This window comes from Streptococcus canis (assembly GCF_900636575.1).
Classification (GTDB): Bacteria; Bacillota; Bacilli; order Lactobacillales; family Streptococcaceae; genus Streptococcus; species Streptococcus canis.
Map to the genome: position 1 here is coordinate 1,025,275 of NZ_LR134293.1, position 26,575 is coordinate 1,051,849.

27 protein-coding genes are annotated in these 26,575 nt (G+C 41.5%); 23 read left to right on the top strand and 4 right to left on the bottom strand.

What is annotated here, in order from left to right; all coding sequences use genetic code 11:
- The first annotated feature begins 16 nt into the window (after positions 1-16).
- Genes EL097_RS05340 through EL097_RS05350 form a run of 3 tightly spaced genes read left to right on the top strand, consistent with a single transcriptional unit; the run spans position 17 to position 2,897 of the window.
- Positions 17-457 (top strand): CopY/TcrY family copper transport repressor, encoded by a 441-nt coding sequence (locus tag EL097_RS05340; RefSeq protein WP_039994699.1) that lies wholly within the window; start codon positions 17-19, stop codon positions 455-457.
- Entirely contained in the window at positions 450-2,681 is a 2,232-nt protein-coding gene (locus EL097_RS05345; protein ID WP_003044923.1) for a heavy metal translocating P-type ATPase, read from the top strand. The genes EL097_RS05340 and EL097_RS05345 overlap by 8 nt, the downstream gene beginning before the upstream one ends.
- 12 nt (positions 2,682-2,693) lie before the next feature.
- Positions 2,694-2,897 carry a heavy-metal-associated domain-containing protein gene (locus EL097_RS05350; RefSeq protein WP_003044922.1) on the top strand — a complete coding sequence of 68 codons (204 nt, stop codon included), beginning with the start codon at positions 2,694-2,696 and terminating at the stop codon, positions 2,895-2,897.
- A 258-nt stretch (positions 2,898-3,155) separates the two neighbouring features.
- Here EL097_RS05350 and EL097_RS05355 read toward each other — a convergent pair whose 3' ends face one another.
- The gene (locus EL097_RS05355) at positions 3,156-3,926 is read right to left on the bottom strand and encodes a DeoR/GlpR family DNA-binding transcription regulator (protein WP_003044916.1); all 771 of its coding nucleotides are present in this window, start codon (positions 3,924-3,926) and stop codon (positions 3,156-3,158) included.
- 230 nt (positions 3,927-4,156) lie between these two features.
- Here EL097_RS05355 and EL097_RS05360 point away from each other — a divergent pair, with 230 nt between their 5' ends.
- The 3 genes from EL097_RS05360 to EL097_RS05370 are packed head-to-tail and all read left to right on the top strand — an operon-like array spanning position 4,157 to position 6,405.
- On the top strand, positions 4,157-4,630 hold the full coding sequence (locus EL097_RS05360; protein WP_129544988.1) for a PTS sugar transporter subunit IIA: 474 nt from the start codon (positions 4,157-4,159) through the stop codon (positions 4,628-4,630).
- A complete protein-coding gene (locus EL097_RS05365; RefSeq protein ID WP_003044912.1) occupies positions 4,623-4,928 on the top strand; it encodes a PTS sugar transporter subunit IIB in 306 nt (101 codons plus the stop codon). Before EL097_RS05360 ends, EL097_RS05365 begins: the two co-directional genes overlap by 8 nt.
- Positions 4,929-4,956: 28 nt before the next feature.
- Positions 4,957-6,405: a PTS galactitol transporter subunit IIC gene (locus EL097_RS05370; RefSeq protein WP_129544989.1), complete on the top strand. Its 1,449-nt coding sequence runs from the start codon at positions 4,957-4,959 to the stop codon at positions 6,403-6,405.
- Between the two features lie 15 nt (positions 6,406-6,420).
- On the opposite strand, the gene EL097_RS10885 is transcribed toward EL097_RS05370, so the two are convergent.
- Complete coding sequence (locus tag EL097_RS10885; RefSeq protein ID WP_003044908.1) at positions 6,421-6,579, bottom strand: hypothetical protein; 159 nt, start codon at positions 6,577-6,579, stop codon at positions 6,421-6,423.
- Between the two features lie 98 nt (positions 6,580-6,677).
- On the opposite strand from EL097_RS10885, the gene lacA reads away from it, so the two are divergent.
- The 7 genes from lacA to EL097_RS05415 all read left to right on the top strand — a co-directional run bounded on the left by lacA (position 6,678) and on the right by EL097_RS05415 (position 12,337).
- Entirely contained in the window at positions 6,678-7,103 is a 426-nt protein-coding gene (gene lacA, locus EL097_RS05380; protein ID WP_003044905.1) for a galactose-6-phosphate isomerase subunit LacA, read from the top strand.
- 13 nt (positions 7,104-7,116) lie between these two features.
- Positions 7,117-7,632, top strand: a complete 516-nt coding sequence (gene lacB / locus EL097_RS05385) for a galactose-6-phosphate isomerase subunit LacB (RefSeq protein ID WP_003044902.1) — start codon at positions 7,117-7,119, stop codon at positions 7,630-7,632.
- Positions 7,633-7,641: 9 nt separating this feature from the next.
- The gene (locus tag EL097_RS05390; RefSeq protein ID WP_003044897.1) at positions 7,642-8,595 is read left to right on the top strand and encodes a tagatose-6-phosphate kinase; all 954 of its coding nucleotides are present in this window, start codon (positions 7,642-7,644) and stop codon (positions 8,593-8,595) included.
- Entirely contained in the window at positions 8,576-9,553 is a 978-nt protein-coding gene (lacD, locus tag EL097_RS05395; protein ID WP_003044895.1) for a tagatose-bisphosphate aldolase, read from the top strand. Before EL097_RS05390 ends, lacD begins: the two co-directional genes overlap by 20 nt.
- 96 nt (positions 9,554-9,649) lie before the next feature.
- Positions 9,650-10,546, top strand: a complete 897-nt coding sequence (locus tag EL097_RS05400) for an aldose 1-epimerase family protein (protein WP_003044891.1) — start codon at positions 9,650-9,652, stop codon at positions 10,544-10,546.
- A gap of 347 nt (positions 10,547-10,893) precedes the next feature.
- Positions 10,894-11,511, top strand: a complete 618-nt coding sequence (locus EL097_RS05410; RefSeq protein ID WP_003044888.1) for a trimeric intracellular cation channel family protein — start codon at positions 10,894-10,896, stop codon at positions 11,509-11,511.
- A 1-nt stretch (position 11,512) separates the two neighbouring features.
- Positions 11,513-12,337, top strand: a complete 825-nt coding sequence (locus EL097_RS05415) for a Cof-type HAD-IIB family hydrolase (protein ID WP_003044885.1) — start codon at positions 11,513-11,515, stop codon at positions 12,335-12,337.
- Positions 12,338-12,374: 37 nt separating this feature from the next.
- Here EL097_RS05415 and EL097_RS05420 read toward each other — a convergent pair whose 3' ends face one another.
- A complete protein-coding gene (locus tag EL097_RS05420) occupies positions 12,375-12,932 on the bottom strand; it encodes a TetR/AcrR family transcriptional regulator (protein WP_003044882.1) in 558 nt (185 codons plus the stop codon).
- A 257-nt stretch (positions 12,933-13,189) separates the two neighbouring features.
- Here EL097_RS05420 and EL097_RS05425 point away from each other — a divergent pair, with 257 nt between their 5' ends.
- Positions 13,190-14,032, top strand: coding sequence for a DegV family protein (locus tag EL097_RS05425; protein WP_003044879.1), 843 nt, complete (start codon positions 13,190-13,192; stop codon positions 14,030-14,032).
- Between the two features lie 96 nt (positions 14,033-14,128).
- On the opposite strand, the gene EL097_RS05430 is transcribed toward EL097_RS05425, so the two are convergent.
- Positions 14,129-14,824 (bottom strand): hypothetical protein, encoded by a 696-nt coding sequence (locus EL097_RS05430; protein WP_099982922.1) that lies wholly within the window; start codon positions 14,822-14,824, stop codon positions 14,129-14,131.
- A gap of 348 nt (positions 14,825-15,172) precedes the next feature.
- Here EL097_RS05430 and EL097_RS05435 point away from each other — a divergent pair, with 348 nt between their 5' ends.
- The 9 genes from EL097_RS05435 to glpK all read left to right on the top strand — a co-directional run bounded on the left by EL097_RS05435 (position 15,173) and on the right by glpK (position 26,575).
- Positions 15,173-16,804 (top strand): Na/Pi cotransporter family protein, encoded by a 1,632-nt coding sequence (locus EL097_RS05435; RefSeq protein ID WP_039994872.1) that lies wholly within the window; start codon positions 15,173-15,175, stop codon positions 16,802-16,804.
- 115 nt (positions 16,805-16,919) lie between these two features.
- Complete coding sequence (gene nagA / locus EL097_RS05440) at positions 16,920-18,068, top strand: N-acetylglucosamine-6-phosphate deacetylase (RefSeq protein ID WP_003044873.1); 1,149 nt, start codon at positions 16,920-16,922, stop codon at positions 18,066-18,068.
- 119 nt (positions 18,069-18,187) lie between these two features.
- A complete protein-coding gene (locus tag EL097_RS05445) occupies positions 18,188-19,027 on the top strand; it encodes an aldo/keto reductase (RefSeq protein ID WP_003044871.1) in 840 nt (279 codons plus the stop codon).
- A 128-nt stretch (positions 19,028-19,155) separates the two neighbouring features.
- The gene (locus tag EL097_RS05450; protein ID WP_003044869.1) at positions 19,156-19,689 is read left to right on the top strand and encodes an isoprenylcysteine carboxyl methyltransferase family protein; all 534 of its coding nucleotides are present in this window, start codon (positions 19,156-19,158) and stop codon (positions 19,687-19,689) included.
- A gap of 907 nt (positions 19,690-20,596) precedes the next feature.
- Positions 20,597-21,514, top strand: a complete 918-nt coding sequence (gene glyQ, locus EL097_RS05455) for a glycine--tRNA ligase subunit alpha (RefSeq protein WP_003044867.1) — start codon at positions 20,597-20,599, stop codon at positions 21,512-21,514.
- Between the two features lie 211 nt (positions 21,515-21,725).
- Entirely contained in the window at positions 21,726-23,765 is a 2,040-nt protein-coding gene (gene glyS / locus EL097_RS05460) for a glycine--tRNA ligase subunit beta (RefSeq protein ID WP_003044864.1), read from the top strand.
- 152 nt (positions 23,766-23,917) lie between these two features.
- Entirely contained in the window at positions 23,918-24,175 is a 258-nt protein-coding gene (locus EL097_RS05465) for a DUF896 family protein (protein ID WP_002983550.1), read from the top strand.
- A 130-nt stretch (positions 24,176-24,305) separates the two neighbouring features.
- Entirely contained in the window at positions 24,306-24,698 is a 393-nt protein-coding gene (locus EL097_RS05470; RefSeq protein ID WP_086014933.1) for a PepSY domain-containing protein, read from the top strand.
- Between the two features lie 362 nt (positions 24,699-25,060).
- Positions 25,061-26,575 carry a glycerol kinase GlpK gene (glpK, locus tag EL097_RS05475; protein WP_003044854.1) on the top strand — a complete coding sequence of 505 codons (1,515 nt, stop codon included), beginning with the start codon at positions 25,061-25,063 and terminating at the stop codon, positions 26,573-26,575.

Genomic DNA, 26,575 nt, shown 5'->3' on the forward strand with positions numbered 1-26,575 from the left:
AAATCGAGGTGTAAACATGCAACACATAACATCAGCTGAGTGGGAGGTCATGCGCGTGGTCTGGGCAAGCGGGACTATTAAAAGTAGCGACATTATTGCCGTTCTTGGGCAAAAGTTTCAGTGGTCGAATTCGACCATCAAAACCTTAATTGGCCGTTTGATGGATAAAAAAGCTTTGGGAGCTTACCGAGAGGGAAGGGCCTATATTTATCATGCCTTAGTTGATGAAACTGAGCTTCAAAAAGCTGCTTTAGCTGCTGTTTTGGATAGTATTTGTCAGCGAAAACATGCAGAATTATTGTTGAGTAGGCTTTATGATTTGCCCATGACATCGGCTGACATTGCTGACTTTCAAGTCTTGTTAGAAACTAAAAAAGAAAAGACAGTGACACAGGTGCCTTGCAATTGTCTTCCTGGTCAATGCCATTGTCAAAAGAAGGAGGACATTAATGACTAAAGAAACCTTTTTGGTGGACGGGATGACTTGTGCGTCTTGTGCCTTAACCATTGAAAAAGCGGTTAATCAATTACCAGAGGTGGACAAGGCTGTTGTGAACTTGGCTACTGAAAAACTATCGGTTGAATTTGCTGCTGATAAGTTAGCAGCTAGCAATATTATTCAAGCTGTGGAGGCTGCAGGCTACGGTGCTAGTGTTTTGGATGCCAGTAAGCAACAGAATCCCTTAGAACGTCAGGAGCAAGAGGTGGCTACTATTTGGCATCGATTCTTGTGGTCTGCTGCCTTTACTCTTCCGTTATTGTATTTAGCCATGGGGCACATGGTAGGTTTTTGGTTGCCAACATTGTTGCAGCCCCAGCTTCATCCCGTCCTTTATAGTGTTAGTCAACTGCTACTAACCTTGCCAGTTCTTTTTATAAACCGTCATTATTATGACAATGGTTTTAGGGCCTTGTTTAGAGGGCATCCCAATATGGATTCTTTAGTTGCCTTAGCAACCAGCTTTGCCTTTCTTTATAGTCTTTACGGAAGCCTTTATATTGTTTTAGGTCAGGTTCAGTTTGTCCATTCCCTTTATTTTGAATCAGTTGTGGTGATTTTGACCCTTATTCGTTTAGGGAAGTATTTTGAAATCCGGTCTAAAGGGCGGACATCTCAAGCTATTCAAAAACTCATGTCTTTAAAGGCCACGGAGGTTAGGGTTTGGCGTGATAAGCAATGGCAATTGCTTTCCTTGGAGGAAGTGACTTATGATGATCTTGTCCTTATTCAGCCAGGGGAAAAAGTGTCAGTTGATGGTGTGATTATAGAGGGTCACAGTAGTCTGGACGAATCCTTTTTGACAGGAGAAAGTTTGCCTGTTGATAAGCATGAAAATGACAAGGTTTTTGCTGGGACTTTAAATGGTCAAGGGGCTCTGACCGTTAAGCCAACTAAGTTTGGGAATGATACACTGCTAGCACATATCATTCAATTAGTGGAAGAAGCTCAAGAAAACAAGGCACCTATTGCTGCTATGGCAGATAAGGTATCAGGCATTTTTGTGCCAGTGGTGTTAATTTTGGCACTTTTGACAGGATGTTTCTGGTTGTTTGTTATGCAAGAAAGCCTCCGTTTTAGTTTGACAACCGCCATTGCTGTGCTAGTGATTGCTTGCCCTTGTGCTTTAGGGTTAGCAACGCCAACAGCGATTATGGTTGGGACAGGTCGTGCTGCAGAGAATGGTATTCTCGTTAAAGGTGGCCATATTCTGGAAGGAGCACATCAGCTAACGACTATTGTTTTTGATAAAACAGGAACCATTACAGAAGGTAAAGCTAGTTTGCAACAGATTATTTCCTTTTCTGAGGACAATCATCTTGTTTTGCAAGAAGCCGCTTCATTAGAACGTTATTCTCAACACCCTTTGGGTCAGGCACTTGTTCGTGCTGCTGAAGAAGCTGGCTACCAGAGTTTACTGGTAGATCAGTTTGAGTCTTTGACAGGGCTTGGCTTAACAGGGCAACTTAATGGTAACCACCTAGCAGTTGGTAATGAAGCCTTGATGACACGACTTGCTGTTGATTTAACTTCTTCTCATCGAGCCTTTGAAAAGGCAGCTAGTGAAGGACAGACTGTTGTGTATTATGCTAAAAATGGTCAACTACAAGCCCTCTTTTTAATTGCTGACGCTGTAAAGAAAGATAGTCGAGCTACTATCAAAGCCCTGCATAAGATGGGCCTTCAGACAGTCATGTTGACAGGAGATAATGACGCCACAGCAAGGACCATTGCCAATCAAGTGGGAATTACTAATGTGGTTAGTCAAGTCCTTCCTCATCAGAAGGCAGATGTCATTGCTAACTTGCAAGCAGACGGAAAAAAAGTGGCCATGGTAGGAGATGGGATCAATGACGCTCCTGCCCTTGCCCTAGCTGATATTGGAATAGCTATGGGATCAGGTACGGATATTGCCATTGAGTCGGCAGATATGATTCTGATGAAACCTGATATGTTGGATTTGGTCAAAGCCTTGTCATTAAGTCGAGCAACGATGACTATTGTTAAAGAGAATTTGTTTTGGGCTTTTATTTATAATATTGTCATGATACCAGTTGCTATGGGAATCTTTCATCTCATTGGTGGTCCGCTCTTAAATCCCATGCTAGCTGGTTTGGCCATGAGTTTGAGTTCGGTGTCAGTTGTCTTAAATGCACTGCGATTAAAACGAAAACCTATTTAAGGAGAAAGAGAAATGGAAAAGAGTTATCAAATTAAGGGAATGAAGTGTGATGGTTGTGTCAAAACCGTCACTGAAAAATTAACAGCTATTCCTGGTGTAGATGCTGTGGAAGTGAATTTGGAAAAGGGAGAAGTTAAGGTAACAGGTTATCCTCTCACTCTTTTCTTGAAGCGAGCGCTGAAAGGAACTAAATTTGAATTGAACAAGTTGCCTTAGGCTTGTTTTAACGATGATGACAAGGGGTTCAAGTGACGTTGAGCCTCTTTTTGTCATGTCTAAAGGAGTCAGTCAATGTTTGTCTCTAGTCCAATACTTCTGTTGTTAGGTAGTAGGTCTAGCCACCTCAGCTAAACTTTTTGAATTTCCTAGATCTCGGGAAGACTCCTTTGATTCAGAAAAAAGCCTCTTGACAAATAAGGATTGCCAAGAGGTCTTTGGGCTTATTTTTAATATCTGATCGCTAAGCAGATGGGTTCAGTCGCTCTTTTTCTTAGCAACTAAGACTTGGGTAAACTGGTTATAGCGTTCCACCATGTCATCGGTAATTTGCGAATCTGTCACAACGGCATCAATATCATCTAAATGGTAAAAAATGAAAAAGTCGTAGGCATTGAATTTTTGGTTATCTACCAAGAGGTATTTTTCAATAGAATTATTAAAGGCTAGTTTTTGAATTTCCCCTTCGGTTTCACTGTAAGTAGCAATGTCGTTTTTATAAATGCCATTGCAACTAATAAAGGCTTTGGCAAATTTTAAGGAGGAGATATTTTGACTGGCAAGGGACCCAACAAAAGCTCCGGTAATGGATCGGTATTCACCACCGATCAGAATTAGGTCAACGGTTTCGCTATCCTGAAGAATAGTAAAGACGGGGAGGCTATTGGTTACAATACGAATCTGACGATTTTTTAATTGCTCAGCAAAAAATTCTAGGGTGGTTCCAGGGCCAATGAAGATGGTTTCTCCGTCATTGACCAATTGAGTTGCATAAGAAGCTAACTCACGTTTTTCTTTTGTTTGAACGGTTTGCTTCTCAGTATTTGACCGTTCTTTTTTGTTAGGCATGGTAATGCTCTGTGCCCCTCCATGGATACGGATTAATTTTCCTGCTTTTTCCAGTTCATCTAAATCTCTGCGAACCGTCATATCAGAGACATTTAAGGTCTCAATAATGTCATTGACCGTGATAATACCTTTCTCATTGACTTTTTCAATAATTGTCAGAAGTCTTTCTCTTTTTAACATCTGAAGACCTCCTTCCTAATGTGTTTGCTTAGGATTATCATAGCATATAACGTTTTAGATTTCAATAAAACAAAAATAATAAAACAAAAAATAAACATAAATAGATATTTTTTTGAAAAATATGTTGATTTTTGTTTGTTGGTATACTATAATGGTTGTGTAAACGGTTGCTAGATGTTGATTCAAGATTTGGTAGCAGCTAAAAAATAATTGTAGAAAGGTGATACGGAGTGTTTCCTAATATTCTATTTACTGAAGCAAGGACGCAGGCAGAGCTTTTTGACTTTGTTGCTAGCTACTTGGAAAAGGCTGGTTATGTGACGCAAGGGTACCATCAGGCTTTGGTGGAGCGTGAGGCGGTATTTCCGACAGGACTCAAAGTGGACCTCAAAGATGGGTCAGATATTTTGTATGCGGCTATTCCGCATACAGAAACCAAGTATTGCTTGGTTGATCAAGTGGTCTATGTTAGAAATAGTCAGGCCCTTGTTTTTAAGCACATGATTAACCCAGAAGAAGACTGTTTGGTAACGGATTTCTTCTTTATTATCAATAGTCAAAATGAGGGTCAAACGACGATCCTATCTAATCTCATTACTTTCTTTATTACTAAGGGGAATCTTAGCCATCTAGCCAGTCTAAAAGACAATAAACAAGCTATTTCAAACTATTTAATAGAAAAAGGAGTATTTCAGCATGATTAAAATTCTAGCAGCCTGTGGGGCAGGTGTTAATTCAAGTCATCAAATTAAAGATGCTATCGAAAGCCAAATGAGTGATCGTGGCTATGATGTTCATTGTGATGCGGTGATGGTCAAAGACATCACAGAAGAATTGGTGTCTCGTTATGATATTTTCACACCTATTGCTAAGACCGATTTGGGATTTGATTTACCAATTCCAACAGTAGAAGCAGGGCCTATTCTTTACCGTATTCCTGTCATGAGTGAACCTGTTTTTGCTGAATTGGAGCGCGTGATTAAAGAAAACCATTTGCAGTAAGTCAAAAAAAACATAAGGAGACAAGATTATGCAACCTTTTTTGGACGTTATTAACAAGGTTCTAGGCTTCCCTATTCAGTTGGGCTCAGGTGTAGTCATGCTGATTGTTATGACAGGTTTAGCCATGATTTTCGGGGTTAAATTCACAAAGGCATTGGAAGGTGGGATTAAGTTAGCCATCGCCTTGACAGGAATTGGAGCCATTATTGGGATTTTGACAGGGGCTTTTTCAGAGTCTTTGCAGGCCTTTGTAAAAAACACTGGTATCAGTTTAAATATTATTGATGTGGGCTGGGCACCGCTTGCAACAATTACCTGGGGTTCCCCTTATACCCTTTATTTCTTACTGGTGATGCTGGTGGTCAATATTGTCATGATTGTCATGAAGAAAACAGATACCCTTGATGTCGATATTTTTGATATTTGGCACTTATCCATTACGGGCTTGCTGATTATGTGGTATGCCGCTCGCAATCATTTACCAGTTCTTGTGTCTCTTATCATTGCGACTGTAGCTGTTGTTCTTGTCGGGGTGCTTAAGATTATTAATTCTGACTTGATGAAACCGACCTTTGATGACCTGCTTGGGACAGGGGCTCAGTCACCGATGACTTCAACCCACATGAACTACATGATGAATCCTATTATTGTGTTGCTTGACAAGATTTTTGACAAGGTCTTTCCTGGACTAGATAAATATGATTTTGATGCTGCCAAATTGAACAAAAAAATTGGTTTTTGGGGCTCTAAATTTTTTATTGGGATGGTTCTAGGTTTTGTGATTGGGATTATGGGAGATCCTCATTTCAGTGTTGAGTCTATCAGAAATTGGTTTGGTCTAGGATTTACAGCGGGTGCCTGTTTGGAACTTTTCTCTTTGATCGGTTCTTGGTTTATCGCAGCTGTTGAGCCCTTGTCACAAGGGATTACCAATTTTGCCAATGCTAGAATGCAAGGACGTCGTTTCAATATTGGTTTGGACTGGCCTTTCATTGCTGGTCGAGCTGAAATCTGGGCCTGTGCCAATATCCTTGCCCCAATCATGTTGATTGAAGCCGTTCTTCTTTCAAAAGTCGGCAATGGGATTTTACCACTGGCTGGAATTATTGCCATGGGGATGACACCAGCTCTTCTTGTGGTCACACGTGGTCGTTTGATTCGTATGATTATTTTTGGTTCTCTCTTATTGCCACTATTCCTCTTGTCAGGGACTATGATTGCCCCATTTGCGACAGAATTGGCTAAGAAAGTCGGGGCTTTCCCAGCAGGTGCGAGCGCTAGTTCCTTGATTACCCATTCAACACTTGAAGGACCAATGGAGAAAATCTTTGGCTATGTGATTGGTCAAGCGACAACAGGTCAGATTGCCTCAATTATTACACTAATTATTTTTGTGGTCATTTATCTAGGCCTCTTTGCTTGGTATGCTCAACAAATGAAGGCACGTAATGCTCAATATGCCAAAACAGTAAAATAAGAGTAGATTAGGTAACTAACTTAAAAAACTAGTGGGCAATAACAGATAACCCCAGAAGGTATCTGTTGCCTCCCCACTGACATGAAAAGAGTATTCCTCATTCAAGGCAAGGCGCTCTGTGGGAACCCGCAAGCGCTTTTCTTGAAAAGAATAATAAAAAACAAACAAAATCATTCAGAAAGTGTTTATTTTATTTTGGAACGCGTTTAGAAGGAGAATTTTTGAGGTTAACAAAATGCCTATAAACCGTTCATCATCACAAAGGAGAAGTTATGGCTATTATTTTAGGTGCAGATGCACACGGAAATGCGTTGAAAGAGTTGATTAAAGGCTTTCTTCAAGAAGAAGGCTATGACATTATTGATGTGACTGACGTCAACAATGATTTTATTGATAATACGTTAGCAGTTGCTAAGGCGGTCAATGAAGCAGATGACCGTTTAGGCATTATGATTGATGCTTATGGAGCAGGGCCATTTATGGTCGCTACCAAAATCAAAGGGATGGTCGCTGCAGAAGTGTCAGATGAACGCTCCGCTTACATGACTCGTGGTCACAACAATGCCCGCATGATTACCATGGGAGCAGAAATTGTGGGGCAAGAATTGGCTAAGAATATTGCCAAAGGTTTTGTGACTGGTCACTACGATGGCGGTCGTCATCAAATTCGTGTTGACATGCTCAATAAAATGGCTTAAGGGAGGAAAAAAGATGAAAATTGCTATTGGATGTGACCATATTGTAACCAACGAGAAGATGGCCGTTTCTGATTTTTTGAAATCAAAAGGCTATGACGTTATTGATTGTGGCACCTATGACCATACCCGCACCCATTATCCTATTTTTGGAAAAAAAGTTGGAGAGGCTGTGGTTAGTGGTCAAGCAGATTTGGGCATTTGTATTTGTGGAACGGGTGTTGGTATTAATAATGCCGTAAACAAGGTGCCAGGTATTCGGTCAGCTCTTGTCAGAGATATGACAACAGCGCTTTATGCCAAGGAAGAATTGAATGCCAATGTGATTGGCTTTGGTGGTAAAATCACTGGTGAACTGCTCATGTGTGATATTATCGAGGCATTTATCAAGGCAGAATACAAAGAAACCGAAGAGAATAAGAAGTTAATTGCTAAGATAGCTCACTTGGAAAGTCATAATGCCAACCAAGAAGATCCCGATTTCTTTACAGAATTTTTGGAAAAATGGGATCGTGGCGAGTATCACGATTAGGGAGAAGCGATGATTTTAACGGTAACCTTAAACCCATCCATTGATATTTCCTATCCTCTAAACCGTCTGGCTTTGGACACGGTTAATCGTGTTGACAGAACGACAAAAACAGCCGGTGGTAAGGGGCTGAATGTGACTAGAGTGTTAGCAGAAGCTGGTCAGTCAGTTGTGGCAACAGGATTTATTGGTGGGAAACTGGGTGACTTTGTCATTCATCAGTTACAAGAACAGGGCATTTCTAACCAATTCTTCAAAATCAAAGGGGAAACGAGAAATTGTATTGCTGTTTTACATGAAGGCATGCAGACAGAAATTTTGGAAGCTGGGCCCTGCATTGATGTGGACGAGGCCGAGGGCTTTTTGAACCACATGAGCATTATTGCTAAGCAGTTTGATGTCTTAACCTTTTCAGGCAGTCTGCCTAAGGGACTGGCCGCTCACTATTATCAAGACTTGATTACTATGGCGAAAGCCTATGGTAGCAAAGTAGTTTTAGATTGCTCCGGTGCTCCTTTGAAAGCGGTACTGGCTGGCAAAGACAAGCCAACTGTTATCAAACCCAATTTGGAAGAATTGGAGGATTTGATAGGCCAACCTGTCACATTAGATGAAGAACGTTTAGTCTCCTTGTTGAGCCAACCTTTATTTGAAGGGATAGAATGGATTATTGTTTCCCTTGGTGCCCAAGGGGCCTTTGCCAAACATTATAACAAGTTTTACCGTATTACCATTCCTAAAATTGAGGTAGTCAATCCGGTTGGATCTGGTGACGCTACTGTGGCAGGAATTGCTTGGGCTTTGGCAGAAGAAGATGACGATGAGACGCTCCTGAAAAAAGCCAATGTTTTAGGCATGTTAAACGCGCAAGAAGCAAGAACAGGTCATGTTAACATGGCTCATTTTGACAAACTATATCAAGAACTTCAGGTAAGAGAGGTAACACATGACAGTATCAGAAACTAAAAAAGCTTATTTAGAAAAAGTCAGCCATCGTGGCATTATTTCGGCCTTAGCCTTTGACCAACGCGGTGCCCTAAAACGCATGATGGCAGCCCATCAGGAAACAGAACCAAGGGTTGAGCAAATGGAAGCCCTCAAGGTTTTGGTGTCAGAGGAGTTGACTCCCTATGCCTCCTCCATTTTGCTGGACCCTGAATATGGTCTACCAGCAACTAAGGTCCGTGATGAGAGTGCAGGCTTGCTTTTGGCCTATGAAAAAACAGGCTACGATGCCACAACAACCAGTCGCTTACCTGATTGTCTGGGAGAATGGTCCGTTAAGCGATTGAAAGAAGCTGGGGCAGATGCCATCAAATTTTTACTCTACTATGATGTGGATGGCAATGAACAGATTAACCTGCAAAAACAGGCCTACATTGAACGTATCGGTTCTGAGTGCACGGCAGAAGATATTCCTTTCTTTCTGGAAATATTGAGTTATGACGAAAACATTGCAGACAATAGCAGCGCAGCTTTTGCCAAGGTGAAAGCCCATAAGGTCAACGGGGCAATGAAGGTATTCTCTGAGGAACGGTTTGGCATTGACGTATTGAAGGTGGAAGTCCCTGTTAACATGGCCTATGTGGACGGTTTTGCTAAAGGAGAAGTGCTTTATAGTCAGGCTGAAGCTGCCCAAGCCTTTCGAGATCAGGAAGCGGCTAGCCACCTGCCTTATATTTATTTGAGTGCAGGCGTATCTGCCCAACTCTTCCAAGAGACCTTGCGATTTGCGGCGGCAGCAGGTGCTAAATTCAATGGGGTGCTTTGTGGACGAGCCACCTGGTCAGGGGCTGTGCCAGTTTATATTAAAGAGGGCGAAGAAGCTGCTAGGAATTGGTTACGTACCGAAGGTTTCCAAAATATTGACGAGTTGAACAAGGTACTCGAAGAAACAGCTAGTCCTTGGACTGATAAAATCTAAGGAAGAAACAGTAACGAAGACCAAATATTTTGGAAAGGGTATAGCAGCTTAAAAAAGCAGGTGAACCATTAGCTTTGGTTAAGAAATGGAGACAGCATGGTATATAGTTTGACAAATGACGAGCTCAGCTTGCAATTTAAGGCCTTAGGGGGCGAGATGAGTTCTATCAAAGATAAGGATGGCATCGAATACCTCTGGCAGGGAGATTCTACCTATTGGTCTGGGCAAGCCCCAGTGCTCTTTCCTATTTGTGGCAGCTTACGGGATAATCAAACTGTCTATGGCAACAATGCAGCAGGGATTAAGCAAGGATTCATGCCTAGGCATGGGTTGGTACGTAAAGAAGTCTTTCAGCTGGAAAGTCAGACAGACTCAGAAATCATTTTTGCCTTGACCAGTAGTGAAGATATGTATCAGAAATTTCCTTATCGCTTTACCCTCAGAGCTATTTACCATTTGATAGGGAAAACCATTCGAGTGACTTATGAGGTCACAAACTTAGAAGAGCAGGCAACGATGCCTTTTACCATAGGAGCCCACCCAGCCTTTAATTGTCCCTTGTTCGCTAACGAGACTTATGAAGATTACTACTTGTCATTTGAGAAGGCAGAAGATGAAAGTATCCCAAAGGTTTTTGCTGACACAGGCCTGATTGATTTGGAAGAACGGACTCCATTTTTTAAAGGGGACACTCGTCTTGACTTAACCTATGACCTTTTTAAAGATGATACCCTCTTATTGGACCGATTAGCGTCCAAGACAATTTCCTTGTGCTCGGCCAAACACAGTAAAGGCTTAGTCATTAATCTCCTTGACTTTCCTTTTCTAGTGCTCTGGTCAACAAACAACAAAGGTCCTTTTATTGCGCTAGAACCTTGGCTTGGCTTATCAACATTGACAAATGAATCCAATTATTTTGAAGATAAGATCAACACCCAATTTTTAGCACCCCAGCAAGCCAAACGGTATGCTTATGAATTAAGGGTTTTGTAGGTTAAACGGCAAGTGGGTAATGGAAGGAAGCAAGGTTAGATCGAAGATAATCGAGAAGCTTTACAAGTATGATTTGGCGCTAAAAGAAAGTAGCGGTTATGACCAACGCTATGGTCTTTTCTATGTTGATTTTGAGCCACAAAACCATTGCTCTAAAAAAGCGCCTACTGGTATCAGGCCCTGGCTCGTTTTAAAGTTTTAAAATAACCCCATTTAACCAGCCCCACTCGGTTATCTTTGAAGACGACAGATTGGGGGTTTTTGTCTTTTTATTTTCCCTTTTCTACTTATTTTTAAAAGGAAAACATGGTAAACTAAGAGAAGACTAAAAAACAACAGAGTAGCTTATGACAATTGATATGTGGGAAATTTTAAATATCATCGGGACCATTGCCTTTGCCCTTTCTGGTGCTATTGTTGCCATGGAAGAGGAATTTGATATTTTAGGGATTTTTATTTTAGGTTTCGTGACAGCCTTTGGAGGCGGAGCCATTCGAAACACCCTAATTGGTCTGCCTATTGAGGCCTTATGGGGGCAAAAACCAGAATTTACCTGTGCTTTCCTAGCTGTGGTTCTGATTATGCTCTTTCCAAAGTTAGTGGCTAGAGGTTGGGTGCGGGCAGCTGTCTTGACTGATGCTATTGGTCTTGCGGCTTTTAGTGTCCAAGGAGCCTTGCATGCTGTCCGTCTTAACCAGCCTTTAAGTGCTGTCATTGTAGCAGCTGTGTTGACTGGTGCAGGCGGTGGTGTGGTCAGAGATATTCTGGCGGGGCGAAAACCTAGTGTTTTGCGTAGTGAAATCTATGTTGGGTGGTCTATCCTTGCAGCTATTGTCTTACATTTTAAACTAGCAGATTCAATGATTGAATGTTATGCCTTGGTTGTTTTACTAACGACCTTACGCATGATTGGAAATCGTAGAAAATGGAACCTCCCTAAAATCAAATGGAAAGAGGAAAGATAGGATGATTCAACTAATTGCAATTGATTTGGACGGTACCTTATTAAATCAGGACAAACAGATTCCAAAAGAGAATATCACAGCTATCCAAGAAGCAGCTCGGTCAGGCTTAAAAATTGTGTTATGCACAGGCCGTCCTCAGTCAGGGACAAGACCCTATTTTGACCAATTAGGCTTGACGCAAGAGGAATTTCTAATTATCAATAATGGCTGCAGTACTTATAGCAGCCCTGACTGGCAATTACATCATGCAAAACTTCTGAAGGTTTCAGATATTGAAATGCTAGAAGAGCTAAGCCAAGGTTTTCCAGACGTTTACCTGACTTTAACTGAGGAAAATGATTATTTGGTTCTTGAAGAAGAAGTGCCAGACCTTGTGCAGGCTGATGGAGATTTGGTGTTTACCATTGTTAAGCCTGTTTCCTTAGCAGAGTTGTCGGACACTCCTCGCCTGATTTTTCAGGCCATGTACTTAGGAGAAAAGGCTGCGCTAGATGCCTTTGAACGCGCTGTTAGAAATCAGCTTAGTCAGAGTTTCCATGTTGTTCGTAGCCAAGATAATATTTTAGAAATTCTCCCTCAAGGGGTCAGCAAGGCATCGGCTCTCAAAGAATTAGTAGAAGATTTGGGGTTAACTGTTGACCAAGTGATGGCTATTGGCGATGCTCCTAATGATGTTGAGCTACTGGATTACGCCGGCTTGGGCGTGGCCATGGGAAATGCTTCAGCAGCCATCAAGCAACTAGCTGATAAAGTCACTTTAACTAATGATATGGCGGGTGTGGCCTATGCTATCCGTCAATTTGCCCTACCAACTCAAAAGAAATAAGTGACAGATTAAAAAGGTTCCTCAATCAGGAACCTTTTTACGTTAATAGGGGAAGCCCCATGGCAGCCATTTCCTCGGCTGGGATTACCATGTCGTCTGAAATCCAATTAGATAAGACCGAAACAATGGCATTGCTCCAAAAGAGTTGCTTATAATGGGATTGCTTTTTGTCTTTCCATTTCTGATAGGCCTTGAGACGTTTGGTGACCAACTGTGTCAAGAGGTGGTGCAAGTGGTGTTTGAAAATCATTTTAAGAAGTTGAGCTTCTTTTTTGGCTTCTGTGAAGAGATAAAGCCAGGCTTGGTAAGCTTGGGTTTTTATATCAAACTGTTTTAGGCCACGGAAGATACGGCGGATAACCGTTGTTAATAGTTGTTCTAAAATGGCCTCTTTTGAGCCGTAGTTGCGATAGAAAGCATTTCGAGAAACCCCTGCCTTAGTGACCAATTCTGAAATAGTAATATCCCTCAATGGCTTGTTTTCTAAGAGTTTCATTAAGGCGATTTCCATTGATTCACGCGCCACCTGCCGCGCTTCATGATTGAATTGAGTTAAATTTTGAAGTGATCGTTTTGAGATTGCTTTGTCAGTCATCACAAATACCTTTCAAGTGTTACATCTGATGGGTTATTAGTAGCGAAAGCCCACTTAATAATGATATAATTTTATGGGAAAAGGCTTAGTTTGTCAACTAAAATTAGTGTTTGAGTCGCCTATTTTGCTCTTTTAGCCTTCTTCTTTTAGAGGGAAAATAGCTGCGCTGAAGACTAGTACTTTGAGACTTGGTTGTCACATCATTAGCTTAATAATAATCAAAGAAAATAGTCTTAAATGAAAAGAGGGATTACCAAATGACTTGGAAAATTGTAACGGATTCGGGCTGTAACCTGAGGTGTCTAGAAAGCCAATCCAAAGATTTGCGTTTTGAGCGTGTACCATTAACCTTACAGATTGGGTCAGAGATTTTTAGAGATGATGATGGCTTGGATATTGACAAGATGATGACGCTCATGTACCAGTCTTCTAAGGCAGCGACATCAAGTTGTCCAAGTCCAGATGCCTTCTTACAAGCTTACAAAGGAGCAGATAATGTCATCGCTGTGACGATTACCGGCACTCTATCTGGCAGCCATAATAGCGCCCGTTTGGCTAAAAACGACTTTTTGGAAGAATTTCCAAATGCCAATATCCACGTGATTGATTCTTTGTCAGCAGGTGGGGAGATGGATTTGATTGTTCTTGAATTAGAACGCTTGATTAATCTTGGTTTATCCTTTGAGGAAGTGGTTGCCCAAATCACAGCTTACCAAGAAAAAACACGTTTGATTTTTGTACTTGCTAAGGTTGATAATTTGGTAAAAAATGGCCGGCTGAATAAATTAGTCGGAAAAGTGGTTGGCCTTCTTAACATTAGAATGGTTGGTCAAGCTAGTCAGGAAGGAACCCTTGAACTATTGCAAAAGGCGCGTGGTCAGAAAAAAGCTGTCTCTGCCTTAGTAGAAGAAATCCAAAAAGCTGGTTATAAGGGAGGGAAAGTCTATATTGCTCATGCTCAAAATCCTAAAATTTGTGAGCAAATCAGTGAGAAAATCAAAACTTTATATCCAGATGCAGTGATTCAAATAGGAAGAACCTCAGGACTCTGCAGTTTTTATGCGGAGGATGAAGGTATTCTAATGGGATATGAAATCTAATGCTCTAAAATAGACAACAGGCAAAGGGATAGAGACCTTATTGATAGCAAAGAACTAAAAAGCTTGGTGACTTAGAAAAGTCACCAAGCTTTTTGGTTAAGGCTTAGGTTGAATGTCGTCTGACTCAACGGGTGGTGTTGGTGGAATAGGAGAAGGTGTCGATGGACTTGGCTCAGGTTTGTTAGGCTCTGGCTCAGGACTTGGTGTGGGAGGTTCTGGCGTTGGTTCAGGAAGAAGAGGCGGTTCGGGATAACTGCTGTCTTTCTGATTACTTGATGGTAGAGGAATCCATGGGTCGTTATCAATAACATCTGGAACCTGTCGAGGGGTTTCTTCAATAGCTGGTTTGGCGAGAAGAATAGCATCTAATCGAGCTTGTAGCGCCGCTTTTTTTCCTATATTAGACAAGTCATTAACCGCTTTTTGGGCCAGATCTTTGAGGGCTTGACTTGGGGCATCTTCTGCTGATTTCACCGCACGAGCCGCGGCCTCTTCTTGCTCCAACCTAGCTTTGACAAATTCTAAGCGTTCTTGCAGAGCTTGTTTTTTGCTGGAATCTTTTAAGCGATCAATGGCATGCTGGGCCTGATTGGTCGCTGCCACAGTGGCTAATTTTTCAGCTGCTTGGACAGCTAAATCAGCCTGCTTGAGCACGTTGAGACGTTTTTCTTGTTTGGTAGGGGCATTAGCTTGTTGGGGGGTGCTTCCGAAAATAAGGTAAACACCGCCTGCTATGGTAATGCTTAATAGACTTAACATGAGCAACAAGGCTTCTTTTTGTTTTTTTTGCATGTGTTCTCCTTTGAATTGTTCAAGTCATCATAGCCATATTATACCTTTAATAAGCAAAAATGGGAAGGTTTGCTGGGCAGGTCTCTGATGAGGCGATTTGGTTCTGTCCTATAAATACAGAGAAAGGCTAGATTGGTGTAGTGCTTGCTAAGGGCGAGCAAGAGTTAAGAGACGAAGTCAAAGAAAGAGCCGTTTTGATCTGGTCATGCATAACTTGTCCAGCTATGGCATTAAGACAGAAGTGTTATTCAGGGCAAGTCTAAAGAGAGAATGATTAAAAAAACCTTGTGATAAAGAGAGGAATGAATTAAAATAGAAGAGACTAAAAAATTGAGCGAGGACAATATTGTGTCAGTAAATTGGCAAGACATTGCATTTCACTTCTTTGGAGGCTTAGGACTCTTTCTTTTCAGCATCAAGTATATGGGGGATGGCCTGCAACAGGCAGCAGGAGACAAACTAAGGTATTATATTGATAAATACACTAGTAATCCTTTTTTTGGAATTTTGGTCGGAATAGCCATGTCTGCCTTGATTCAATCCAGTTCAGGGGTAACGGTCATTACAGTTGGTTTGGTTTCTGCTGGTTTGCTAAATTTGCGTCAGGCCATTGGAATAGTGATGGGAGCCAATATTGGGACTACGGTCACCTCTTTTTTAATTGGGTTTAAATTAGGAGATTATGCCTTGCCGATGATTTTTGTCGGGGCAGCCTGTCTTTTCTTTACTTCTAATAAAAAACTCAACAATTTGGGGCGTATCATTTTTGGTGTCGGAGGTATTTTCTTCTCGCTAAACCTGATGGGAGATGCCATGGATCCTTTGAAATCGGTATCCGCTTTTCAAAATTATTTGGCAACATTAGGAGACAAGCCTTTTCAAGGGGTCTTTATTGGGACAGCCTTAACCATGTTGATTCAGTCATCGGCAGCTATTATCGGGATTTTACAGGGGCTGTTTTCAGGTGGTTTTTTGACCTTACAGGGGGCAATTCCTATCTTGTTGGGATCAAATATTGGAACTTGTATCACAGCCGTTTTAGCTGCCATTGGTTCTAATATTGCTGCCAAGCGGGTAGCAGCAGCCCATGTCTTGTTTAATTTGATAGGAACCATTATGTTTATGATTTTCTTGTTGCCCTTTAGCTCTTTGATGTTATGGTTGCAATCAGAATTAAAATTAACACCTGAAATGACGATTGCCTTTTCACATGGTTCTTTCAACATCACCAATACCATTTTATTAATTCCTTTTATTAGCCTTTTGGCAATGTTAGTGACTAAATTGATTCCTGGTGAGGACGAAGTGGTTAAATACGAAGCCCTTTACCTTGATCGTCTGCTCATTACCCAAGCACCATCAATTGCACTAGGAAATGCGCACAAGGAATTGGTTCATCTTGCTTCTTATGCGATTCAAGCCTTTGAGGCATCGTACAGTTATATTATGACGGCTGACGACAAATATGGTGAAAAGGTCAGACGCTACGAAAAGGCTGTTAATACGATCGATGAGGAATTAACCACTTACTTGGTTGATATTTCTAACGAAGCCCTTAGCCCTAGTGAAAATGAAGTATTGGCTGGTATCCTTGACTCCTCTCGTGACTTGGAAAGAATCGGAGACCACTCAGAGTCATTAGCGAGTTTAATCGAAGGCATTACAGCTAAACAGATTGGGTTTTCAGCTGCCGCCCGTGATGAATTAACAGACATGTATCAGTTAACACATCGTTTAACCTTAGATGCTATCCGTGCAATCGTGGACAGTGATATGGACTTAGCGCAAAGCATTGTATTACGCCATAAGGAAATTGAAGAAAAAGAGCGTCGTTTGCGTAAAACACATATTAAACGGCTCAATCGAGGTGAATGTACCGCTCAAGCAGGTGTTAATTTTATTGATATTATTTCTCACTATACCCGTATCACTGACCATGCCCTAAATTTGGCAGAGAAAGTACTTTCACACCAGCTTTAAAAAAAGAGAAAACGTGAATCATCATTCAGGTTTTCTTTTTTGAACCCCAAAGTGGTATATACCATTTACAAAGTGACGAACAAGGCGTATAATAAAGAAAAAGGGAGGAAAAAAGATGACAAGCTATCTTAAAGCAGATTGTTTTTATTACCCAACAGAAGTGAAGCCAGCTGGCTATCTAAGTCTTCATGCTGGTGTTTTTGGGGAGTGGACAGAAATTGCTCCAGCAGATGCCAAAATCATTGATTACACTGGTTATCAAATTGCACCGGGTCTTGTGGATACACATATCCATGGCTATGCAGGTGCGGATGTCATGGATAATTCTGCCCAGGGTATCCATAAAATGAGTGAAGGATTGCTTTCAACAGGAGTGACCTCTTTTCTACCGACAACCTTGACCTCTACTTTTGAGCAGTTGGAAAATGTTTCTGCAACCATTGCGTCAGTTGCTGACCAGGTTAAGGGTGCTAAGATTCAAGGGATTTACTTTGAAGGTCCTTATTTTACAGAAGAATACAAAGGTGCTCAAAACCCAAGTTATATGAAAAACCCACGCTTGGATGAATTTGACGCTTGGCAAAAAGCTGCTAAAGGGCTCATCAAGAAAATTGCCCTTGCTCCTGAGCGTGAAGGTGTCAAAGAATTTGTGTCCGCAGTGACGAAACAAGGCGTAACAGTGGCCTTAGGACATTCTAATGGAACCTACCAAGAAGCTAGAGAAGCTGTTCAAGCTGGTGCTAGTGTATGGGTTCACGCCTATAATGGGATGCGCGGTCTAACTCACCGTGAACCAGGAATGGTAGGTGCTGTCTATAATTTGCCAAATACTTATGCAGAGTTGATTTGCGATGGGCATCATGTGTCACCAGTTGCTTGCGAGATTTTGATGCAGCAAAAAGGGCGTGACCATGTGGCCATGATTACGGATTGTATGCGAGCAGGTGGTTCTCCAGATGGTGATTATTTGTTGGGAGAATTCCCTGTGGTTGTGGCAAATGGCACTGCTCGTCTCAAAGAGAGTGGAAGCTTGGCAGGGTCTATTTTAAAATTAAAAGATGGCCTTAAAAATGTAGTGGCCTGGGGAATTGCAACTCCGGCAGAAGCCATTCACATGGCGACCTACGTTCCTGCTGTTTCTGTCGGTATTGATGAGGTCTGTGGTCAAATCAAAGCTGGTCATGCGGCTGACTTTATTGTGCTTGATAAAGATTTGGAACTTGTCGCCACCTACTTAGATGGCCAAAAAGCTTTTGAAGCTTAATCTATACAAGAGAATTGGATACTGCTATCTGGTATGTCAATTCTTTTTGTTTTCTCTTCCTTTATGGTAGAATGGATTTAGTAATCGCTTACAGCGATTGATCAAAGGAGGTTTTTGTGATGGGAAAAACAATAAAAATGACAAGCGGTTATGAGATTCCTGTTCTAGGATTTGGAACTTACCAAGCAGCCGATGGTGAAGAAGCTTACCAGTCAATTCTAGCAGCCATCAAGGCTGGCTATCGGCATATTGATACCGCAGCTATTTATAAAAATGAAGAAAGTGTAGGTCGTGCCATCAAGGATTCTGGGGTTCCAAGAGAAGACTTATTTGTTACGACCAAGCTTTGGAATAATGCTCATAGCTATGAAGGCGCTAAAGAAGCCTTGGCTGCTTCATTAAGACGTCTTGGTTTAGACTACGTTGACCTTTATTTGATTCATTGGCCAAATCCTAAAGCCTTACGTGACGCTTGGAAAGAGGCAAATGCTCAAGCATGGCAATATATGGAAGAAGCTGTTGAAGCAGGGCTTATCAAGACCATTGGCGTCAGCAACTTTATGGTTCATCACTTGGAAGCTCTTAAGGAAACTGCAATCATAGATCCTGCAGTGAATCAAATTCGTCTGACACCAGGCTGTTATCAACAAGAAGTGGTTGATTACTGCAAGGCAAATGGGATTTTATTGGAAGCTTGGAGTCCTCTAGGACAAGGAGAAATTTTTGATAATGAGACCATGCAGCAGTTAGCTAATAAATATGGTAAAACAGTGGCACAGGTTGCCTTAGCTTGGTCGCTATCAGAAGGTTTTATTCCATTGCCAAAATCGGTGCATGACAAACGTATCAAGGAAAATATGGCTATTTTCGACCTTCATTTAACCGCAGAAGACAAGGAAACTATTCGTCATTTAGCAGGCATGTCGGAGATTCCAAATCCTGATACAACCAATTTTTAAGCAGAAACAAAGAGGCTGTTTGTCCCAGCCTCTTTTTTAAAAACGGTTTGACAAGGCTTTATAATTTGGTTATAATCATTATTAGCGTTTTGTGAAAAACAATAAATTGAAAAATAAGGAGCCCTATTGTGATCATCTTTTTAGTGATGCTAGCTATGTTTACTATCCGCCTAGTATTCTTAAAAAAATCTATTAAAAATGAAAAAGCTATCTTAGCCAAAGGAGGACAAGAATTCGGTGTTCAAAATACAAAATTCTTGACCCTGCTTCACATCATGATTTATGTTTTTGCTGTGACAGAAGCTCTTCTCAAACAAATTAAGTTTGATGGGATTAGTTTGTTGGGCCTCTTGCTCATGCTTTTCTCAATAGCTGTTTTGTATGAGGTAACACGTATTTTAGGAGATATTTGGACTGTCAAATTAATGTTGGCCAAAGACCACAAATACGTTGACCACTGGCTATTCAAGACGGTTAAACATCCTAACTATTTCTTGAATATTGGCCCAGAACTTGTGGGGATTGCTTTGCTCTGCCATGCGCAAATCACAGCTATGCTGCTTTTCCCATGCTATATCATTGTGATTTACCTCCGTATTCGTGAGGAAAATAGATTGTTGGCAGAAGTGATTATTCCAAACGGTACTCGTCCTAAAGCCTAACCATCTCATTACTATATTCCTAAGCTCATATTAGACAAGTCAGCTATTTTGTGTTAGACTAGTCGTTAGGAAAGAAAATGGCAGGTTTCTTATCTCAAGCGAGTTCGGGATGGTGAGAGCCGGACGGTGAGATTGTCTATTGGCGCTTTCCCTTAAAGTAAGATTTAGACAGACAAGTTAGTCCTTGTTTTAATGACAATAAAATGACAATGAAGTAATAAATTAGGGTGGAACCGCGTTTTGACGCCCCTATGTCTATTGACATGGGAGGTGAAAAGCGTGGTTTTTTGTCTTTATGTCTCACAACTTTTGCTGTTGTTACAGAATGAACTGAGTTAGCAGTCAGGTATTGAAAAAGGTAAGAGCAAAAGAGAGAAGGCATTAGATGAAATTTTACTGTCATTCTTTTGAGTGTCATGGTAGCTTCTAAAAGAAGTCATTCATAGAGGAAATTGATAAGAGATGACCTTGGCATTTCCCACAATTATTTTCAGTAGCAATCTTGACTGCTGATTAGTCGTATCGTAAAACATATTACAATTGGAGTAGCTATCATGTCAAAAAACCTTACCTTTCGTCTAGGCAATATTATCACCTCTTTGCTAGTTGGGCTGACAAACGGCAATCGCTAACAGGCGACTTGCCTAGTCCATGCACTAGTTCGCTGTTAGTTGCGGTATCGGCCGCTAACACTCACATCGCAAGAAACATCACCTATTGGAGGATATTATGTCAACAAAGAAACTTACATTTCACCGTGTCAGTGGTAGCTTCTCCTTCTAGTCGTGCTGCCACACGCTCATCGCTGGGTTGCGATTGAGCTAGACACTGTACTAACTCGTCATTTGCCGTAATATCGGCAACAAATGACTCATGTCGCAAGAAATAAAAATGATTGGAGAAATCTATGTCAAAAAAATTAACTTTCCAAGAGATTATTCTCACCCTACAACAATACTGGAATGATCAGGGTTGTATGCTGATGCAGGCCTATGATAATGAAAAAGGGGCTGGGACCATGAGTCCTTACACGTTCTTGCGTGCCATTGGTCCTGAGCCTTGGAATGCAGCCTATGTGGAGCCATCACGCCGTCCTGCGGATGGTCGTTACGGGGAGAATCCAAACCGTCTTTACCAGCACCACCAATTCCAAGTGGTCATGAAACCATCACCATCTAATATTCAAGAACTTTACCTTGCCTCTTTGGAAAAATTGGGTATCAATCCTTTGGAACATGATATTCGTTTTGTTGAAGATAACTGGGAAAACCCATCGACAGGTTCTGCAGGGCTTGGTTGGGAAGTTTGGCTTGATGGAATGGAGATCACACAGTTTACTTACTTCCAGCAAGTTGGTGGCCTTGCGACATCTCCAGTGACAGCTGAGGTGACCTATGGTCTTGAGCGTTTAGCTTCTTATATTCAGGAAGTGGATTCGGTCTATGATATTGAGTGGGCGCCTGGGGTAAAATATGGAGAAATATTCCTGCAACCTGAGTATGAACATTCCAAATACTCCTTTGACATTTCAGACCAAGACATGCTGCTTGAAAACTTTGAAAAATTTGAAAAAGAAGCCGCGCGTGCTTTAGAAGAAGGTTTGGTCCACCCAGCTTATGACTACGTGCTCAAATGTTCTCATACCTTTAATCTGCTGGATGCTCGTGGCGCCGTTTCGGTAACGGAACGGGCGGGCTACATTGCACGTATTCGTCATTTGGCGCGTGTCGTTGCCAAAACCTTTGTTGCAGAACGCAAAAAACTTGGTTTTCCACTTTTAGATGAGGCAACACGAGCAGAACTCCTTGCTGGGGATGATAAGTAGGGTCAGGAAACAATTTCAGATCTGCCTTAAAAAGATAACACCGAGCAAGAACTAAGCGACCCGAGGTTGCTGTAGCCAAAGCATTACCTGCGAGATATAGGAAAAGTGGAGGCTTTAAGCCCCAATGTTAGCAATGAACTACCCTAGTCGATTGCTTTGCGTACCGACCCGTTAAGGGCACTGGTAAAAGGAAAACTTTTTGGAGAATAACATGACAAAAAATTTATTAGTAGAACTTGGTTTGGAAGAACTTCCGGCTTATGTGGTCACACCAAGTGAAAAACAATTAGGAGAGCGTACAGAGGCCTTCTTAACAGCTAACCGTCTCTCTTTTGATAGCATTCAAACCTTCTCGACTCCACGCCGTTTGGCAGTGCGTGTGTCTGGCTTAGCTGATCAGCAAACTGACTTGATTGAGGACTTTAAAGGACCTGCTAAGAAAATTGCCCTTGACGTTGATGGGAATTTCTCAAAAGCTGCTCAAGGATTTGTTCGTGGTAAAGGCTTGACCACAGATGCGATTGAATTTCGTGATGTTAAAGGTGAAGAATACGTTTACGTTACCAAACATGAAACTGGAAAACCTGCAGAAGAAGTCCTTCTTGGGATTACAGAAGTGTTGTCAGCAATGACTTTCCCAGTCAGCATGCACTGGGCTAATAATAGTTTTGAATACATTCGCCCTGTCCATACCTTGACAGTTCTTTTAGATGATAAGGCCTTGGAACTTGACTTCTTGGATATTCATTCTGGACGCGTCAGCCGTGGTCACCGTTTCTTAGGTACTGAAACCATTATCACAAGTGCTGATTCTTATGAGGCTGATTTGCGCAGCCAATGCGTCATTGTTGACGCTAAAGAACGTCAAGATAGGATTGTTGAACAAATTAAGGCCCTTGAAGTGGAACAGGGTGTGCAAGTTGATATTGACGAAGACTTGCTTAATGAAGTTTTGAACTTGGTCGAGTTTCCAACAGCCTTTATGGGAAGTTTTGAGGCTAAATACCTTGATGTCCCAGAAGAAGTGCTGGTAACATCAATGAAAAACCACCAACGTTATTTTGTGGTACGTGATCAGGCTGGTCATTTGATGCCGAATTTTGTATCAGTTCGTAATGGGAATGACCAAGCCATTGAAAATGTAATTAAAGGGAACGAAAAAGTTTTGGTAGCTCGTCTGGAAGATGGTGAATTCTTCTGGCGTGAGGATCAGAAATTGCAAATTGCTGATTTAGTTGCCAAGTTGGCCAATGTGACCTTCCATGAAAAAATTGGCTCTCTTGCTGAACACATGGATCGTACGCGGGTCATTGCCGCATCGCTTGCTAAGGAAGCCAACCTATCTGCTGAGGAAGTGACAGCTGTTGACCGTGCTGCCCAAATTTACAAATTTGACCTTTTAACAGGTATGGTTGGTGAATTTGACGAGTTGCAAGGGATTATGGGGGAAAAATATGCCCTTCTAGCTGGTGAAGATGCTGCTGTGGCCAGGGCTATCCGGGAACACTACTTACCTGATGCTGCAGAAGGTGTGCTACCTGAAACCAAAGTTGGGGCTGTCCTAGCCTTGGCAGATAAATTGGATACTCTCTTGTCATTCTTTTCTGTTGGCTTGATTCCATCTGGTTCAAACGACCCTTATGCGCTTCGTCGGGCAACACAGGGGATCGTCCGTATTCTTGACCAGTTTGGTTGGAGAATTCCAATGGATAAGCTTGTGGATAGCTTGTATGCCCTCTCTTTTGATAGTTTGACTTATGCCAACAAGACGGATGTGATGAACTTTATCCGTGCTCGCGTGGATAAAATGATGGGTAAAGCTGTCTCAAAAGATATTCGTGAGGCTGTTCTAGCAAGTTCAACCTTTGTGGTTCCAGAAATGTTGGCCGCAGCTGAAGCTTTTGTCAAAGCTAGCCATACAGAAAGTTACAAACCGGCAGTTGAGTCCTTGTCACGTGCCTTTAATTTGGCAGAAAAAGCAGCTGTTTCTGTTCAGGTGGACTCTAGCCTCTTTGAAAATGAGCAAGAAAAAGCTTTATTTGCAGCCGTTCAAGGCTTGACTCTAGCAGGCAGTGCTGATCAGCAGTTAGAACAAGTCTTCGCCCTTAGCCCAGTGATTAATGACTTCTTTGATAACACAATGGTGATGGCAAAAGATCAAGCCCTTAAGAACAATCGCTTAGCTATTTTATCAGGCTTAGTAAGCAAAGCCAAGACTATTGCTGCTTTTAACCAACTACACACCAAGTAAATAGAAAGGAAAGAGCTGTTGGGGGACCTGATTAGAAAAGTGAGGTCAGTACCCGAGTGGAAAAAACAAGGCCTTTAAACATTGCTTTTAACAGCGAGTGTCAAATAAGTTTTTTAAGCCTTGTTCCTTTTTCTAGCTCTCAGTGGCTTAACATGGATCCTAAAAAAATTGCTCGTATCAATGAGTTAGCTAAAAAGAAAAAAACAGTAGGTTTGACTGGACCTGAAAAAGTAGAACAGGCAAAACTCCGTGAAGAATATATTGAAGGCTATCGTCGCTCTGTCAGACACCATATCGAAGGCATCAAACTGGTGGATGAAGAAGGAAATGACGTGACCCCTGAAAAATTAAGACAGGTGCAACGTGAAAAAGGCTTGCACGGCCGTTCACTAGATGATCCAAAATCATAGAAAGAAAAAGCAGCCCTGGGGTTGCTTTTCTTTGCGGATAGGGGTCATGTTTGTGGGCTTTGACAGGATAGAATGATAAGAAAGTGACCACACGTTTTTTTAGTGTGTAGTCAAAATGTTAGGAAAAATCATGTGTTTACGTTATAATAGAAGAAATAAAAGAAAGAAGGTAGTACTTATGACAATTAAAAAGTTCTCTCTACTAGCCATAGCCAGCCTCTCTTTACTTAGTCTTGCAGCCTGTGACATGGATGACAAAGATGATCACATGGATAACCAACCAAAGACAAGCCAAACGAGTAAAAAGGTAAAACTATCAGAAGACAAGGCAAAATCAATTGCCTTTAAGGATGCTTCTGTTGCAGAAGCAGATGCTCAAATGGTGACAGTCAGCCAAGAAAATGAAGATGGCAAGGCGGTTTATGACATTGAGTTCCATCATAAAGATAAGGAATATAGCTATACCATCGATGCGAACACAGGAGATATTGTGGAAAAATCTTCTGAGCCCGTCAATGAGTAATGACGGTTTACCCGAAAAATAAATTATCGTGTCCAATGGTCTAAGGTTTCTTAGGCATAAAAGGTGGACAACCTAATGTCTAGGAGGCTTAGTTCTCTTTATGACCCAATGATGACTCTGGATTAGGAGAGCGATTGTTGGGTCTTTTGACGTTATTTGATAAGAAATGTTTTCTTATTGGAAATGAGGAGACTCGATTGTCATCAGGGGAGGCAGGCCCTCCTCAGCTCATCGAGGTTGATAAGATAGATTATCTTATCAGCTTTTTTTAGGCTTTAAAAATTTCTGATAATACATTTATATCAAATTTCGTTATAATAGAAACAAGAAAAAGAAAACGCTTACTTAAAGGAGGGCAATGCATGTCACAAGAAAAGTACATCATGGCTATTGATCAGGGAACCACTAGTTCACGAGCAATCATTTTCAACAAAAAGGGGGAAAAGATTAGTAGTAGCCAGAAAGAGTTTCCTCAGATTTTTCCACAAGCTGGTTGGGTGGAACACAATGCCAATCACATTTGGAATTCTGTGCAATCGGTTATTGCGGGTGCTTTTATTGAATCTAGTATCAAACCGGAACAAATTGACGCTATTGGTATCACCAATCAACGTGAAACAACCGTTATTTGGGACAAAAAGACAGGCGTTCCTATTTACAATGCCATTGTGTGGCAATCCCGTCAGACGGCACCAATTGCTGAGCAGCTCAAACAAAATGGCTATACAAAAATGATCCATGAAAAAACAGGCCTTGTTATTGATGCTTACTTTTCTGCAACTAAGATCCGTTGGATTTTAGACCATGTGCCAGGTGCTCAAGAACGAGCTGAAAAAGGCGAGTTACTTTTTGGAACCATTGATACTTGGCTGGTTTGGAAACTAACAGATGGTGCTGTTCATGTGACAGATTATTCCAATGCTGCTAGAACCATGATTTATAACATCAAAGAGCTCAAGTGGGATGATGAGATTCTTGACTTGTTAAATATTCCAAAAGCCATGCTGCCAGAGGTTAAATCCAATGCTGAAATTTATGGCAAGACCGCTCCATTCCATTTTTATGGTGGGGAAGTGCCTATTTCTGGTATGGCGGGTGACCAACAAGCAGCTTTATTTGGCCAACTAGCTTTTGAACCTGGTATGGTGAAAAATACTTATGGTACAGGATCTTTCATTATCATGAATACTGGTAATGAGATGCAGTTATCTAGTAATAACCTTCTGACCACCATTGGTTACGGTATTGGTGGGAAGGTACATTATGCCTTAGAAGGGTCTATCTTTATTGCAGGCTCTGCCATTCAATGGTTGCGAGATGGCCTTAAAATGATTGAGACCTCACCAGAATCTGAACAACTTGCTCTAGCGTCTACCAGTGATGATGAAGTCTACGTTGTGCCAGCCTTTACGGGCTTAGGAGCTCCTTACTGGGACTCTAATGCGCGTGGCTCAGTCTTTGGGTTGACACGTGGTACCAGCAAAGAAGATTTTGTTAAAGCAACCTTGCAATCTATCGCCTATCAAGTACGTGATGTTATTGATACCATGCAGGTCGATTCAGGTATTGATATTCAACAGCTTCGCGTGGATGGCGGTGCAGCCATGAATAATATGCTCATGCAATTTCAGGCTGATATTTTGGGGATTGATATTGCCCGTGCTAAAAACTTAGAAACAACAGCCCTAGGAGCAGCTTTCTTGGCAGGGCTTGCTGTGGGCTATTGGGAAGACATGAATGCTTTGAAAGAGTTAAATGCGACAGGCCAACTCTTCAAGGCTAGCATGAATGAATCTCGCAAAGAAAAATTGTATAAAGGCTGGAAACGCGCGGTCAAAGCTACTCAGGTTTTCACCCAAGAAGATGATGCAGAATAA

What these genes read in the sequence shown, in the direction of transcription:
- EL097_RS05410 (WP_003044888.1), top strand. Translation starts at nt 10,894, where the DNA reads ATGACAATTGATATGTGGGAAATTTTAAATATCATCGGGACCATTGCC.
- EL097_RS05415 (WP_003044885.1), top strand. Translation starts at nt 11,513, where the DNA reads ATGATTCAACTAATTGCAATTGATTTGGACGGTACCTTATTAAATCAG.
- EL097_RS05425 (WP_003044879.1), top strand. Translation starts at nt 13,190, where the DNA reads ATGACTTGGAAAATTGTAACGGATTCGGGCTGTAACCTGAGGTGTCTA.
- lacB (WP_003044902.1), top strand. Translation starts at nt 7,117, where the DNA reads ATGAAAATTGCTATTGGATGTGACCATATTGTAACCAACGAGAAGATG.
- lacD (WP_003044895.1), top strand. Translation starts at nt 8,576, where the DNA reads ATGACAGTATCAGAAACTAAAAAAGCTTATTTAGAAAAAGTCAGCCAT.
- EL097_RS05355 (WP_003044916.1), bottom strand. Translation starts at nt 3,926, where the DNA reads ATGTTAAAAAGAGAAAGACTTCTGACAATTATTGAAAAAGTCAATGAG.
- EL097_RS10885 (WP_003044908.1), bottom strand. Translation starts at nt 6,579, where the DNA reads ATGATTTTGTTTGTTTTTTATTATTCTTTTCAAGAAAAGCGCTTGCGG.
- EL097_RS05345 (WP_003044923.1), top strand. Translation starts at nt 450, where the DNA reads ATGACTAAAGAAACCTTTTTGGTGGACGGGATGACTTGTGCGTCTTGT.
- nagA (WP_003044873.1), top strand. Translation starts at nt 16,920, where the DNA reads ATGACAAGCTATCTTAAAGCAGATTGTTTTTATTACCCAACAGAAGTG.
- EL097_RS05470 (WP_086014933.1), top strand. Translation starts at nt 24,306, where the DNA reads ATGTGTTTACGTTATAATAGAAGAAATAAAAGAAAGAAGGTAGTACTT.
- EL097_RS05420 (WP_003044882.1), bottom strand. Translation starts at nt 12,932, where the DNA reads ATGACTGACAAAGCAATCTCAAAACGATCACTTCAAAATTTAACTCAA.
- EL097_RS05465 (WP_002983550.1), top strand. Translation starts at nt 23,918, where the DNA reads ATGGATCCTAAAAAAATTGCTCGTATCAATGAGTTAGCTAAAAAGAAA.
- glyQ (WP_003044867.1), top strand. Translation starts at nt 20,597, where the DNA reads ATGTCAAAAAAATTAACTTTCCAAGAGATTATTCTCACCCTACAACAA.
- EL097_RS05390 (WP_003044897.1), top strand. Translation starts at nt 7,642, where the DNA reads ATGATTTTAACGGTAACCTTAAACCCATCCATTGATATTTCCTATCCT.
- lacA (WP_003044905.1), top strand. Translation starts at nt 6,678, where the DNA reads ATGGCTATTATTTTAGGTGCAGATGCACACGGAAATGCGTTGAAAGAG.
- EL097_RS05370 (WP_129544989.1), top strand. Translation starts at nt 4,957, where the DNA reads ATGCAACCTTTTTTGGACGTTATTAACAAGGTTCTAGGCTTCCCTATT.
- EL097_RS05350 (WP_003044922.1), top strand. Translation starts at nt 2,694, where the DNA reads ATGGAAAAGAGTTATCAAATTAAGGGAATGAAGTGTGATGGTTGTGTC.
- EL097_RS05365 (WP_003044912.1), top strand. Translation starts at nt 4,623, where the DNA reads ATGATTAAAATTCTAGCAGCCTGTGGGGCAGGTGTTAATTCAAGTCAT.
- EL097_RS05445 (WP_003044871.1), top strand. Translation starts at nt 18,188, where the DNA reads ATGGGAAAAACAATAAAAATGACAAGCGGTTATGAGATTCCTGTTCTA.
- glyS (WP_003044864.1), top strand. Translation starts at nt 21,726, where the DNA reads ATGACAAAAAATTTATTAGTAGAACTTGGTTTGGAAGAACTTCCGGCT.
- EL097_RS05340 (WP_039994699.1), top strand. Translation starts at nt 17, where the DNA reads ATGCAACACATAACATCAGCTGAGTGGGAGGTCATGCGCGTGGTCTGG.
- EL097_RS05430 (WP_099982922.1), bottom strand. Translation starts at nt 14,824, where the DNA reads ATGCAAAAAAAACAAAAAGAAGCCTTGTTGCTCATGTTAAGTCTATTA.
- glpK (WP_003044854.1), top strand. Translation starts at nt 25,061, where the DNA reads ATGTCACAAGAAAAGTACATCATGGCTATTGATCAGGGAACCACTAGT.
- EL097_RS05400 (WP_003044891.1), top strand. Translation starts at nt 9,650, where the DNA reads ATGGTATATAGTTTGACAAATGACGAGCTCAGCTTGCAATTTAAGGCC.